A 13,953-nucleotide genomic window follows, 5' to 3' on the forward strand; every position below is an offset into this window, starting at 1 on the left:
CGTCCGGCGCCCCGCAACGAGCTTGCGGGGCTGTCTGATGCGCGGGGCGCCGGCGGAGCTGTGGAGGCCTTTCCCGCTGAGGGAATTCAAGAAGGAATTCCCTCGGGTGGGAAGGCGTGCGGCTGATTACTTCAGGCCGAGCTTGTCGCAGGCCGCCTTGTACTGCCCGGTGCAGATGTCGGCGACCGTGTAGACGCCGTCCTTGACGACGGTGTCCTTGATGTTGTCCTTGGTCAGCGCGGTGACCGGCACCAGGACCGAGGGGACCTGCTTGGTGGTCGGGCTGTCGACCTTGTCCTTGGCGACCGAGCCGAGGGACTTGCCCTGGGCGAGGTCCACGGCCATCTCGGCGGCCGCGGCGGCCTCGGGAGCGTACGGCTTGTAGACGCTCATGTACTGCTCACCGGCGACGATGCGCTGGACACCCGCGAGCTCCGCGTCCTGGCCGGTGACCGGGATGTTGGAGATGCCGGCGGCCTTGAGGGCGGTGATGATACCGCCGGCCATGCCGTCGTTGGCGGAGTAGACGCCGATGATGTTCTTCTTGCCCAGAGCGGAGATGGCGCCCTCCATGTTGGAGTTGGCGTTCTCCGGCTTCCACTCCTTGGTGTCGTACTCCTTGCCGACGTTCACCTTGCCGTCGAGCACCTCGTGCGCGCCCTTCTTGAACTGCGCGGCGTTCGGGTCGGTGGAGGAACCGTTCATCATGACGATCTTGCCGGACTTGGCCTTGGAGCCGAGGGCCTTGAGGAGGGCCTCGCCCTGGGTCTTGCCGACCGTCTCGTTGTCGAACGAGGTGTACGCGTCGATCGGACCCTGCGCCAGGCGGTCGTAGGCGACGACCGGGATGCCGGCGTCCTTGGCCTTCTGCACCGAGTTCTTGATGGCCGCAGCGTCCACCGCGTCGACGATCAGCACGTCCACCTTGTTGGTGACCATGGAGTCGACCTGCTGGTTCTGCGTGGTGGCGTCCTGCTTGGCGTTGGCGTAGATGACCTCGCCCTTGCCGTTGGTCAGCTCCTTGACCTTCTTCTCGATCAAGGGCCGGTCGAACTTCTCGTAACGGGCGGTCTGGTTCTCCGGCAGGAGCAGGCCGACCTTGATGGAGTCGCCCTTCTTGGGGCCGGAGGACTTGCCGGAGCCGCCACCGGACTCCTTGGCGCTGCCACAGGCGGCGAGAGAGACGGCCATGGCACCAGCAGCAACGGCGAAGGCCGCACGACGCATACGCGTGTTCACTTCAGAAACCTCCCTGACGAGGCCGCGTCGTTGCGGCCGAGGTGGCTGGAAGTCAACTCGGCCACACGTGCGACGTCAAGAAGTAAATCCTTAACGAGATGGCAACGGTGCCATCCGTTCTCTAAGTGAAGGCGGGGGCGGCGGTGGGCAGCCCACCGGCGACAGACCCGTCCAAGAGCGTCGAATCGCCCATCTCGCTGAGGGCGAGGGCGAGCGCTCCGAGCACCTCGGCGCGACCGCCAAGTGCCCCTGGGAGAACGGACAGTTGACGCGCCGCGCTGGGGATGGCGTAGCGGCCGACGGACTCCCTGATCGGCCCGAGCACGAGCTCGCCGGCCTCGGCGAGATCACCGCCGAGGACCACCCGGCTCGGGTTCAGAAGGTTGCAGAGATTGGCCACTCCACTGCCGATGTGGCGGCCGACGTCGGCGATCACCCGACGACAGCCCGGGTCACCGTCCCTGGCCAGCCGTACGACGCCTTCCATGGTCAGGTCGGGACCGTGACTGGGCTGGAGCAGCGGCAGCACATAGCGTGCGGCCGCGAAGGTCTCCAGGCAGCCGCGGTTTCCGCAACGGCAGACCGGGCCGGATTCGTCGAGTGTAATATGTCCGATTTCTCCGGCTGTTCCGCCCGGGCCGCGGTAGATCTTCCCGTCGATCACCAGACCGGCGCCGACACCGCTCGCGACCTTGATGTACGCAAGGTCGCGGACGCCCTTCCCGCTGCCCCAGACCAGCTCGCCGAGGGCGCCGAGGTTGGCGTCGTTGTCCACGTGCACGGGCACGCCGAGCCGCTCGCGCAGCTCCTCGGCGGGTTTGGTGCCGCCCCAGCCCGGCAGGATGGCGGTGGACCCCAGCGTGCCCGACTCCACGTCGATCGGACCCGGCACGCCGAGCCCCACGCCGGCCACCTTGGACCGGTTCACGCCCGTCGCCGCGATCAGGCGGCTGACCAGCTCCTCCGCCCGGTCGAAGCCCTGCGCGGCGGAGGCGTCGACGTCCAGCGGCTCGGCCTCCTCGGCCAGCACCTGATGGGCGAGGTTGCCGATCGCCACGCGCAGATGAGTGTGCCCGAAATCGACACCGATCACGATCCCCGCGTCCCCGCTCAGACTGACGCTGCGCGCCCTGCGCCCGCCCGCAGAGGTGGGCGTGACCTCGACGGTTCCGCCGTCCTTCAGCTCCCGCACGATGTTGGAGACGGTCGCGGCGGACAGGCCGGTCGTCCGCGCGATCTCCGCCTGCGTGAGGGACCCGGCCAAGCGCACGGCCCGTACGACCCGCTCCAGGTTGGCTCGGTGCAGCGACGACTGCGACCCTGGAGTCTCCACGACGACCTCCTGAGCGCGGGGCCGCTTCGGCGAGGCCCCGCGTATGTCCAACTAGTGAACTCTAAGCTGAGCCGTTCGGGGTTGCTTACGTCAAGAGGTTGAACCGTTTCCGGGTACCCGAAATCGGCACGTACCCCGCCGAAAAGGACGCGCACGCCGCTCCCGGCGAGGGGAACGGCGTGCGTACGGGCGGACGCGGGGCGTCACCCCGCCGGGGTCTGGGCGCTACTTCAGCGCCCCCGCGGTCAGGCCCTGGACGACCTGGCGCTGGAAGACGATGTACGCCCCGAGCACCGGCAGCATGGCCATCACCAGGCCGGCGAAGAGACCCGACCAGTCACCCTTGTAGCCCTGGCTGACGGCCAGCTGGACCAGGCCCTGGGTGAGGACCCGTTTGTCGGGGTCGGTGTTGAGGACCGTGGGCAGCATGTACTGGTTCCACTGGCCCAGGAAGTTGAAGATCCCCACGCTGATCAGGCCCGGCTTGGCCATGGGCAGCATGATCTGGAAGAACGTACGCGTGTGCGAAGCGCCGTCCACGAAGGCCGCCTCCGCCACCGAGGTGGGCAGGGTGCGGAAGAAGGCCGTGAGGAAGAAGACCGTGAACGGCAGCGAGTACGCGATGTACACCAGGATCAGGCCGTGGATCGTGTTCAGCAGCCCCATGTTGTTCACGACGTAGAACAGCGGGACCAGCGCGAGCATGATCGGGAAGCTCATGCCGCCGACGAACAGGTAGTAGATGAAGCGGTTGCCCGGGAAGTCGAAGCGGGCGAGCACATAGGCCGCCATGGAGCCGAGCACCAGGGTGCCGACGAGCGAGCCGCCGACCACCAGGACGGTATTGAGGAAGTAGTCGCTCATGTTGGCCTGGGTCCAGGCCCGCGACCAGTTGTCGAAGTGCAGCTTGTCCGGCAGCGACCAGGGCGAGCCGAAGATCGAGTTGTCGTCCTTGAAGGACGTCATCACCGCCCACAGCAGCGGCATGACCACCATGATCGCCCAGATGACCAGCACGCCGTGGGAGAAGACATTGAGGACACCGCCTTCCTTCCGGCGCCGCGCGGGCTTCGGGGCCGGTGCGTCGACCTTGGAGACGGTGGCGCCGGACTCGGCCGGCAGCGGGGCGGGGGTCTCGGTCGTCTTCATCGCTTCTAGAACTCCAGCCGCTCGCGACGGCCCAGCCGCATCACGATCGCCGCGAAGGCGAGCGTGACGACGAGCAGGGCGACGCCGATGGTGGTGGCGTAGGCGGCCTGACCGTCCCGGAACGCCTTCTGGTACACGTACAGGACCATCACCGTGGTCGAGTAGTCGGGCCCGCCCGGTCCGGTCGTCATGATCTGTACGACCGCGAACGACTCGGCGCCGAGCGCGAGGATGCCCATGTAGACCCAGCCGGACTGCACGGTGTCCCACAGCAGCGGCAGGGTGATGCGGAAGAAGGTGGTGAAGCGGCTCGCGCCGTCCAGCAGGGCCGCCTCGTACAGCTCGGCCGGGATGGAGGCCATGCCCGCCGAGAACAGGACCACGAAGAAGCCGACCGTGGACCACACCAGCACCGCCATCACGCACCACAGCGCGAGGCCCGGGTCGCCCAGCCACAGGGGCTGGACGTGATCGAGGCCGAGGCCGCGCAGGAGTGAGTTGATCGCGCCGCTGTCCGGGTTGTACGCGAACTGGAACAGCAGTGCGACGATCGCGATGGAGAGCACCTGCGGGAAGAAGTACACGATCTTGTAGAAGGAGGAGCCCCGGACCCCCGAGATCACGGGGCCGCCCCTTCTGCGGCGTCCGCCCACATTGATCATGAAGGCGAAGAACAGCGCCAGACCGATCGTCACCAGCGGAAGCACCAGGGCGAACAGCAGACTGTGCTGCAGCGACTTCCAGAAGATGTCGTCGTCGAGCATCCTCTTGTAGTTGTCGAAGCCGACCATCTTGAATTCGGGGCTCAGGCCGGTCCAGTCCGTGAACGAGTAATAGATGGACTGGATGAACGGCCACACCACGAAGAGCGCGTACAGTCCCAGGGGCAGAACCAGAAAGCCCACGATGAACCGGTACTTGCCGTGCTGCATCGCCACTCCGGTGCGTTGAGAGGGTGCTGGTTACTGGTGCTTGTAGTGCTTGATGGAGGTGTCCTTGGCCGCCTCGTCGGCGAATCCCTGGATCTTCTTGATGGCCTCGGCCGGACTGAGCCGGCCGGCCATCATCTCGCCGAGACCGGCGACACCGATCTTCTCCTTCTGCAGCTGCACGTACCAGTCCTGCAGCCGCGGATTCACCACGTTGGATCCGGCCAGCTTCAGCGCCGCCACGCCCGACTTCAGTCCGGGGGTGAGGGTGATGCCGGTGGTGCCGCCGTTGTACGCGGTCAGCGACTTCACCTTGGCGGTGAAGTTCTTCGAGGACGCCTCGGAGAGCATGATGCGCAGCTGCTCCATGCCGCCCTCGGCGTTCGCGGCCTTGTCCGGCACGATGAAGGGCTCGCCACCGGAGGCCCAGATGGTGCCGAACGGCATCTTGTCGGAGCTGTCGATGCCGGAGGGAGCCGAGACCGCGAGGTCGAAGTCGGCCGGGATGACGCTGGCCGACTCGTTCTCCACCCAGGAGCCGTTCGGGATGAACAGCGCCTTGCCCTTGGCCCAGGCCGTCTGCGACTGGATGTGGTCGAGGCCCGGTGTGCCCCGGAGGATGTAACCCTTCTTGAACAGCTCGTAGTACGCCTCGAAGCAGGCCTTGACGGCCGGGTGCTTCCAGGCGTTCGGCTCCAGGTTGTCGATGGCGTCGAGCACCTCGCGCCCGCCGACCTTGCCGATCATCGGGTAGAGCGAGAAGGGGAGGTAGTACGGGTACTTGCCCGCGTACGTCCAGCCCGCCATGCCCTTCTTCTTGGCCTTCTCGCAGACCTTGAGCATCTCGTCCCAGGTCTGCGGGTACTTCTCATCGAGCGAGTCCAGGGCCTTCTGCGAGTACCAGACGCCGTACACCGTGTAGGCGTAGTAGAGGATCCACACCGGCTTGCCGTCGAACTGGCCCATCTCCACGATGCCGGGGCGCAGTGTGTCGCGGACCTTCTTGTTCGGGTCGTCGTACGACGGCGCGTCCAGCAGCGGGGTGAGGTCGGCCAGCTGGTTCTTGCCGACGAGCACGCCCATGTCCATCTGCTCGGCGCCGGAGTTGTCGATGAGGTCCGGCGGGTTGCCCTGGTTGAAGCGGGGCTGCAGGGTGGACTGGATCTTCTGGGTGGCGGAGAACTTCACCGTGGCCTTGGGGAAGTCCTTCTCATAGATCTTCACCGCGTCCTCGGCGTACTCCTTGCCGAAGCCGCCGTCGAAGAGGACGAATTCCATCTTGGCGGTCTCGTTGACCCCGAGCGGGTTCTTGGCGGTCTTCTTGCCCGCCTTGTCCTTCTTCTGCCCGCCCCCGCCGCTGCTCGCACAGGCCGACAGCAGGCCCATGCCCGGGGCCGCTACCAGGCCGAGCGCCGCGGACCGCTTGATCAGATCACGCCGGCCGACACCTTCGGCACCGTGGTTCGAGGTGGATCCCATGCTCAAGTCCTCGCCTTCTCCAGGACTCAGGCGGTGAACCGGATCCTCCCCGGCACCGCGGTCGGGTAGTGCTGGGTCGTGCGTAGTGCTGGGTCGTGCAGGGTCGTGCGGGAAACGCCGACAGGTATAGTCCACTTTCGGTCGGCTGAGCAAGATCGAATGCAGGGTTCGCGATCGGTCTTTTCCGAGTTGAGACCTCGCGGAAATATGAGCGACCTGTGCGCGACCCGGCGAAAAAGTCGCGACATAAGTCCCTGAATGCCACACCCAACGCCCTTGACATCACGGGCCACTTGACGCCCTACTGGTTCCTGCGCCCGGCAGTTGACAACGTTGTCCAGAGGGGGGCGCAGGAGGGGAATCCGTAGATGCAGCGGAGAACTCGGCACAGATGGGGTCCGGCGGTCGTCCTCACGGCCGCCTTTGTCATGGCCGTCGGCGCACAGGGCGCGGCGGTCGCCCTCCCTGCGCAGGGGGCCGCGGCCGGCCAGGAGTTCGCATCCTCGTTCGAGACGGGCGATCCGGCCCCGGACTGGCTGAACACCGTGGACACCGGGCCGGACGGCGCCCGGCGCGCCTCGGGCGTCGACGGCGGCTACAGCACCGGAATTCCCGGCAATGTCACCGACCATGTCACCGATGTCCGGGCGAGCGGCGAGAACACGGGCGCCGGCGAGGTGAAGGAGAACCTGGTCGACAGCGAGCCCGGCACCAAGTGGCTGACCTTCGAGCCCACCGGCTGGGTCGAGTTCGACCTGGACAAGCCCATCAAGCTGGTGACCTACGCGCTGACCTCGGCCAACGACTACGCCGAGCGCGACCCCAAGGACTGGGCGCTGCTCGGCTCCACCGACGGCAAGGACTGGAAGACCCTCGACACCCGCTCGGGCGAGAGCTTCTCCGAGCGCTTCCAGACCAAGTCCTACGACCTGGCCGAACCCGCCGAGTACCAGCACTTCCGCCTGGAGGTCACCCAGAACGACGGTGCCCCGGACATCCTGCAGCTCGCCGACGTCCAGTTCTCCACCGGCGGCGGGGGCGACCCGGTGCCGCAGGACATGCTGACCCTGGTCGACAAGGGCCCGACCGGCTCGCCGACGGCCAAGGCGCGGGCCGGCTTCACCGGAAGGAGGGCGCTGCGCTACGCCGGGCGGCACACCGCGGAAGGCCGGGCGTACTCGTACAACAAGGTCTTCGACGTGAACGTGAAGGTCGCCGGCGACACCCAGCTGTCGTACCGCATCTTCCCGTCGATGGCCGACGGCGACCGGGACTACGACGCCACGAACGTCTCCCTCGACCTGGCCTTCACGGACGGCAGCCATCTGAGCGACCTCGGCGCGCTGGACCAGCACGGGTTCCCGCTGTCCCCGCGCGGGCAGGGCACGTCGAAGGTGCTGTACGTCAACCAGTGGAACAACGTGGTCTCCCGGATCGGCTCCGTGGCGGCCGGCAGGACGGTCGACCGGATCCTGGTCGGGTACGACTCCCCCGCCGGGCCGGCGAAGTTCCGCGGCTGGATCGACGACGTGGCGCTGAAGCCCGTACCGCCCGACAAGCCGAAGGCCCATCTGTCGGACTACGCGCTCACCACGCGCGGCACCAACTCCAGCGGCAGCTTCTCGCGCGGCAACGACTTCCCCGCCACCGCGCTGCCGCACGGCTTCAACTTCTGGACGCCGGTGACCAACGCGTCCTCGCTGAGCTGGCTGTACGAATACGCACGTGCGAACAACGACGACAATCTGCCGACGATCCAGGCGTTCAGCGCGAGCCATGAGCCGAGCCCGTGGATGGGCGACCGGCAGACCTTCCAGGTGATGCCGTCGGCCGCCGCCGGCACCCCCGACACCGGCCGGACGGCACGCGAGCTGCCGTTCCGCCACGAGAACGAGACCGCGCGGCCCTACTACTACGGAGTGCGTTTCGAAAACGGTCTCAGGGCCGAGATGACCCCGACCGACCATGCGGCGGTGCTGCGCTTCACCTACCCCGGCGACGACGCGAGCGTGCTGTTCGACAACGTCACCGAGCAGGCGGGTCTCACCCTCGACAAGGAGCACGGGACCGTCACCGGTTACTCCGACGTGAAGTCGGGACTGTCGACCGGCGCCACCCGGCTGTTCGTGTACGGCACGTTCGACAAGCCGGTGACCGACGGCGGATCGAGCGGGGTGAAGGGCTACCTGCGGTTCGACGCCGGCGCCGACCGCACCGTCACGCTGCGCCTGGCGACCTCGCTGATCGGCGTCGACCAGGCGAAGGACAATCTGCGCCAGGAGGTCCCGGACGGCACCTCCTTCGACACGGTCAGGGCGCGGGCGCAGCGCACCTGGGACAAGCTGCTCGGCAAGGTCGAGGTGGAGGGCGCGACCCCGGACCAGCTGACCACGCTGTACTCCAGCATGTACCGGCTGTACCTGTACCCGAACTCCGGCTTCGAGAAGACCGGGGACACCTACCGGTACGCCTCCCCCTTCTCCCCGATGCAGAGCCAGGACACCCCGGCCCACACCGGCGCGAAGATCGTCGACGGGAAGGTGTACGTCAACAACGGTTTCTGGGACACCTACCGCACCACATGGCCGGCGTACTCCCTGCTGACCCCCTCCCGGGCGGGCGAGATGGCCGACGGGTTCGTGCAGCAGTACAAGGACGGCGGATGGACGTCGCGTTGGTCCTCCCCCGGCTACGCCGACCTGATGACCGGCACCTCCTCCGACGTGGCGTTCGCGGACGCCTATGTGAAAGGCGTGAAGTTCGACGCGAAGGCGGCCTACGACGCGGCCCTGAAGAACGCGACCGTCGTCCCGCCGATGTCGGGCGTGGGCCGCAAGGGCATGAGCACCTCACCGTTCCTCGGATACACCAGCACCGCCACCACCGAGGGCCTGTCCTGGGCGATGGAGGGCTATGTCAACGACTTCGGCATCGCGAAGATGGGCGAGGCCCTGTACCGGAAGACCGGCGAGAAGCACTACAAGGAGGAGTCCGCGTACTTCCTCAACCGCGCCCGGGACTATGTGAACCTGTTCGACACCAAGGCGGGCTTCTTCCAGGGCCGCGACACGAAGGGCGACTGGCGGCTGGACTCCTCGAAGTACGACCCGCGTGTGTGGGGCTACGACTACACGGAGACCAACGGCTGGGGCTATGCCTTCACCGCCCCGCAGGACAGCCGCGGCCTGGCCAACCTGTACGGCGGCCGGCAGGGCCTCGCGGAGAAGCTGGACGAGTACTTCACCACCCCGGAGACGGCCTCCCCGAACTTCGTCGGCTCCTACGGCGGGGTGATCCACGAGATGACCGAGGCACGGGACGTGCGGATGGGCATGCTCGGACAGTCCAACCAGGTCGCACACCATGTGCCCTACATGTACGACGCGGCCGGCGAGCCCTGGAAGACACAGGCGGCGGTCCGCGAGATCCTCTCCCGGCTCTACTCCGGCAGCGAGATCGGGCAGGGTTACCACGGCGACGAGGACAACGGCGAGCAGTCCGGCTGGTATCTGTTCTCGGCGCTCGGCTTCTACCCCCTGGTGATGGGCAGCGGCGAGTACTCCATCGGCTCCCCGCTGTTCACGAAGGTCACCGTGCACCTCGAAAACGGCCGTGACCTGGTCGTCAAAGCACCACGGAACAGCCTGAGGAACGTCTACATCCAGGGTGTGACGTTCAACGGCCGCCCCTGGACGTCCACCTCGCTCCCCCACTCGCTGCTGTCCCAGGGCGGGGAGCTGGAGTTCTCCATGGGCGCGAGGCCGTCGACGTGGGGCACGGGCAAGAACGCCGCCCCGGTCTCCGTCACCCAGGACGACCAGGTGCCGGTGCCCCGGGCGGACGTCCTCAAGGGGGACGGAGCGCTCTTCGACAACACGTCGGCGACGGACGCGACGGTCACCTCGGTGGACCTGCCGGTCGACGAAGCCGTGCGGCCCGTCCAGTACACGCTGACCTCGTCGGCCGACCACACCAGGGCGCCGACGGGCTGGACCCTCCAGGGTTCCTCGGACGGCGCCACCTGGCGGACCCTGGACCACCGGTCCGGCGAGAGCTTCACCTGGGACCACCAGACCCGGGCGTTCACCATCGCCGCGCCGGACACGTACACCAGGTACCGGCTCGTCCTGGACGGCGCCTCGACACTGGCGGAGGTGGAGCTGCTGGCCTGACGGACACGGCGCAGCGGCCGTCCCTCCGGCGAGGGGCGGCCGCTCTCTCCTTCCGTGGTCTAGTGCGTGGCCAGGGTGAACACGTGCAGGTCACCGTTGTGCGGGAGCCGGACGCTCCGGACGGCCTTGCCTTCGGGGGCCGTGAACGGCTTGGTGGCGAAGACGTAGGTGGTCACCGGGTCCTTCCCGGCGCCCGCGACATTGCGGTACGCGGTCTTGGCGACGACCCGGTTGTCGTACTGGACCGTGCCGCCTCCGCCGCCGACGGTCCAGTCGGTGAAGGACAGGTCGACGGTGTCGGTGGTGCCGTCGGTGTAGGTGACGGTCGCCCTGGCCTGCTGGTTGCCGTTGACCGCGCTGCCGATGAAGGACAACTGCGCGGCCGGAGCGGGCAGTTCGACCGTCCGGCCGGCTCCGGTGGCGTTGTCCGGGCGGCCGTCGGGCGAGGCGGGCCAGCTGAAGGTGAGACCCTCGACGGTGCCCTGCCCGCCCGGGGTCAGGCCGGCCGCCGCGAGGGCCTGGCGGGAGTAGCTCCACCCGCCGCCGTCGTAGTCGGCCTCGTCGTGGTCACCCGTGTCGTCGGAGACACCGGTGCTGTCGTAGGCGGCGAGCAGGGTGCCGGGGGCGGCCACGGTGAGCGAGACCGGCTGCTCGTACGAGGTGCCGCCCGAGGTCACCGTGACCTTGACGTCGGCGAAGCCCTGGGCGGTGTCCCTGGCCGCACTGAGGGTGATCTCCCGGGCGCCGTCGGAGACCGTGCCCTCGGCGGGCGTGGCGGTGACGCCGGCCGGGGTGTCCACCCGGAAGCGCACCTCGGGGCCGGTGCCGCCGTTCAGCGACAGCGCCCGGATGCCGATCTTCGTGCTGTCACCGGGTGCGAGCGTGGCGGCGGTGGGGCCGACGCCGATCTGGTACGGCTGCTCGCCCTCGCGGAAGGACGGGGGCGGGCTGTCCGCGCCCCAGGTGCGGTCGGGGGCGGCGGACAGGGTGTAGTCGAGCCGGCCGCCGTCGCGGACGAAGGACGCCGGCAGCCAAGGGCGGTCGCTGGTACGGCCGTTGACCTTGAGGGAGTGGATGTACGGTGCGCCGGCCGCCGCGCCGGTCGCATGGAGGGAGATGTCGTTGCCCCGGGGCCGGCTGATCTCCACGCGCTCGAACAGCGGTGAGGCGAGGACCAGTTCGGCGCGGGAGGGCACCTGCGGGTACATGCCGAGGGCCGAGAAGACGTACCAGGACGACATCGCGCCGAGGTCGTCGTTGCCGGGGATGCCGCCGGGCCCGGTCGACCACAGCTGCCGCATCGCGGCGCGTACGGTCTCCTGCGTCTTGTAGGGGGCGCCCGCGTAGTCGTAGAGGTAGGGGACGTTGATCGACGGCTCGTTGTCCAGCTCGGACCTGGTGCCGCCGTGGCCGGTGAAGGCCCAGCCGCCGTTTTCGTCGTGGAAGAAGTCGTCGAGCCGGGCGAGCGCCTTGTCCCGGCCGCCCAGCGCGGCGAACAGGCCTGCCGGATCGTGCGGGACCATCCAGGTGTACTGGGCTGCCGTGCCCTCCACGAAGCCGTTGCCGGTGTCCGGGGTGAAACCGGTGACCCAGCTGCCGTCGGCCCTGCGGTTGGCGATGTAGCCGCCGCTCGGGTCGGCGGCGACATTGAAGTTGTTCTGCCACCACTGGGCGCGGCGGGCGAAGGCGGCGGCTGTGCCCTTCTCCCCCGCGGCGGCCGCGAGTTGGGAGACCGAGAAGTCGGCCGTGGACATCTCCAGGGTCTCGGCGGCGCCGCCCCAGGCGTTGGAGACGCTCGGCATGTAGTGCAGCTTCAGATACTTGTCCAGTGAGGGCCGCTGGCCGGCGGACAGCACCGGCTTGCCCGCCGGGGACAGGTCCTGTTCGGTCGGCACGGTGGCCGCCTCGACCAGCGAGTCCAGCGCGCCGTGCAGATCGAAGTCCGTGCCGCCGAAGGCACGGATGCCGGCCAGTGCGGTCGGCGAGGGGTCGCCGTTCATGACATGGGTGCCGCTCGCGCCGTGCAGCCAGCGGTCCCAGGTGCCGCCGTTCTGCCGGGCCAGCTCGTACAGCGACTGGGCGATGTCGGAGCCGGTGCGCGGGTCGAGCAGGGTGAGCAGCTGCAGCTGGTCGCGGTAGACGTCCCAGCCGGAGAAGGTGCCGTACTGGGCATGCTGCCGGCTGCCGGCGCCCTCCTGCCCACCGCTGACCGTATGCACGCGCCCGTCGGCCCCCCGGTACCTGCCGTCGGCGTCGCTGATGACGTTCGGGTGGAGCAGCGCGTGGTACAGCGCGGTGTAGAAGGTGGTGCGGTCGGCGTCCGTGCCGCCGCCGACGCGGACGGCGCCGAGCCGCTCGCGCCAGGTCCGGCGGGCGGCGCTCTCGACCGCTTCGAAGGAGCGGCCCGGCGGGTTCTCGGCGGCGAGGTTGGCCTCGGCGGCCGCCTTGCTGACGTAGGAGATGCCGACCTTGACGTGCACAGGACCGGTGCCGGGCGCGAACTCGACGTAGCCGCCGGTGCCCTTGCCGGCGACGGGCCGCCCGCCGTGCGAGAAGCCGCCGGTGCCGCCGGACGCCTCCAGCGAGCCGGGGTTCAGCCTGTCGTCCTGCCAGGTGCCGGCGCTTTTGAAGGCGCGGTCGAAGCGGGCGGTGAAGTAGAGGGTGTAGTAGGCGCGTTGGCCTTCGGGGTCGAGGTAACCGCAGAAGTTTCCGGAGGTGACGGACCCGGAGACGGTGCGGTGCTCCGGGTCGATCGCGACGGACGAATCCTGCGATCCCACTTCGGAGTTGGCGGTGCGCACCAGCAGTGAGGCGGGTGTGCCGGTCGGGAAGGTGAAGCGGGCGGAGCCGGTGCGGGCGGTGGCGGTGAGGTCGGCGGTGACGCCGGAGGCCAGGCCCACCCTGTAGTGACCGGGTTCGGCGGTCTCGTCCGCGTGGGTGAAGTCGGAGGCGTAGACGGCGTCCTTGGTGTCGCTCGCCGGGGATGAGGTGACCTCGCCGGCGTAGGGGAAGAAGGGGATGTCGCCGCTGCCTCCCGCACAGCCGGTGCCGGACATGTGGGTGAGGCTGAAGCCCCGGATGCGGGTGGTGTCGTACTGGTAGCCGCCGGGAGCGGCCGTCCTCGTGGCGTCGCCCCTGGTGTTCTCGGGGCTCCAGGAGAGCATGCCGAAGGGCACGACGGCGCCCGGGAAGACGTCGCCGCCGTTGCTGGTGCCGATCAGCGGATCGACGTACCGGGTGGGGTCCTTGACGAGCTCGGGGTGTGCGGCGGGTTCCGCAAGCGCGGGGGTGGCGGCGGCGCCGGTCGCGAGCAGGGCGGCCAGCAGCAGGGACAGGGGTCTGAAACGCACGCGGCCCTTCCTCCTTCATGGACGGGTCGCGCACCACAGGTCGCACAAGCCGCAGGGACAGTAACGTGCGCCACCGCTACCACGGAAGACCGCGTGCGCGCCGGACGGCGCGCGCCGGGATCACCCGATCGGCCCATCCCAAGTGGGTTGACATCGTTGTCGGTTCAGGCGGTAGAGTCATGTGCAGACCATCCGACAACGTTGTCGCGCGCCCAGCCGACACCACAAGCCAGCACCACCCGGGCGGGCACCAACCCCCCTCACCCGCCCGGCTCGCGGACCCGGTGCGCACGGCCACCGGG

7 protein-coding genes are annotated in these 13,953 nt (G+C 68.6%); 1 reads left to right on the forward strand and 6 read right to left on the reverse strand.

The window, feature by feature from the left end:
- Window positions 1–126 precede the first annotated feature (126 nt).
- From ACIGXP_RS26215 to ngcE, 5 genes are all read right to left on the reverse strand, one after another.
- Window positions 127–1,227: a substrate-binding domain-containing protein gene (locus tag ACIGXP_RS26215; protein WP_399772580.1), complete on the reverse strand. Its 1,101-nt coding sequence runs from the start codon at window positions 1,225–1,227 to the stop codon at window positions 127–129.
- Window positions 1,228–1,360: 133 nt separating this feature from the next.
- Window positions 1,361–2,572: an ROK family transcriptional regulator gene (locus ACIGXP_RS26220; protein ID WP_363214677.1), complete on the reverse strand. Its 1,212-nt coding sequence runs from the start codon at window positions 2,570–2,572 to the stop codon at window positions 1,361–1,363.
- Between the two features lie 225 nt (window positions 2,573–2,797).
- Window positions 2,798–3,721, reverse strand: coding sequence for a carbohydrate ABC transporter permease (locus ACIGXP_RS26225; protein ID WP_399772154.1), 924 nt, complete (start codon window positions 3,719–3,721; stop codon window positions 2,798–2,800).
- 5 nt (window positions 3,722–3,726) lie between these two features.
- On the reverse strand, window positions 3,727–4,653 hold the full coding sequence (locus tag ACIGXP_RS26230; RefSeq protein WP_363214679.1) for a sugar ABC transporter permease: 927 nt from the start codon (window positions 4,651–4,653) through the stop codon (window positions 3,727–3,729).
- A 30-nt stretch (window positions 4,654–4,683) separates the two neighbouring features.
- On the reverse strand, window positions 4,684–6,129 hold the full coding sequence (gene ngcE, locus ACIGXP_RS26235) for an N-acetylglucosamine/diacetylchitobiose ABC transporter substrate-binding protein (RefSeq protein ID WP_399772158.1): 1,446 nt from the start codon (window positions 6,127–6,129) through the stop codon (window positions 4,684–4,686).
- Between the two features lie 368 nt (window positions 6,130–6,497).
- Here ngcE and ACIGXP_RS26240 point away from each other — a divergent pair, with 368 nt between their 5' ends.
- Window positions 6,498–10,301 (forward strand): GH92 family glycosyl hydrolase, encoded by a 3,804-nt coding sequence (locus ACIGXP_RS26240; RefSeq protein WP_399772160.1) that lies wholly within the window; start codon window positions 6,498–6,500, stop codon window positions 10,299–10,301.
- Window positions 10,302–10,360: 59 nt separating this feature from the next.
- On the opposite strand, the gene ACIGXP_RS26245 is transcribed toward ACIGXP_RS26240, so the two are convergent.
- On the reverse strand, window positions 10,361–13,651 hold the full coding sequence (locus tag ACIGXP_RS26245) for a GH92 family glycosyl hydrolase (protein ID WP_399772162.1): 3,291 nt from the start codon (window positions 13,649–13,651) through the stop codon (window positions 10,361–10,363).
- Window positions 13,652–13,953: the final 302 nt, after the last annotated feature.

Source organism: Streptomyces sp. NPDC053069 (assembly GCF_044546895.1).
Taxonomy (GTDB): Bacteria; Actinomycetota; Actinomycetes; order Streptomycetales; family Streptomycetaceae; genus Streptomyces.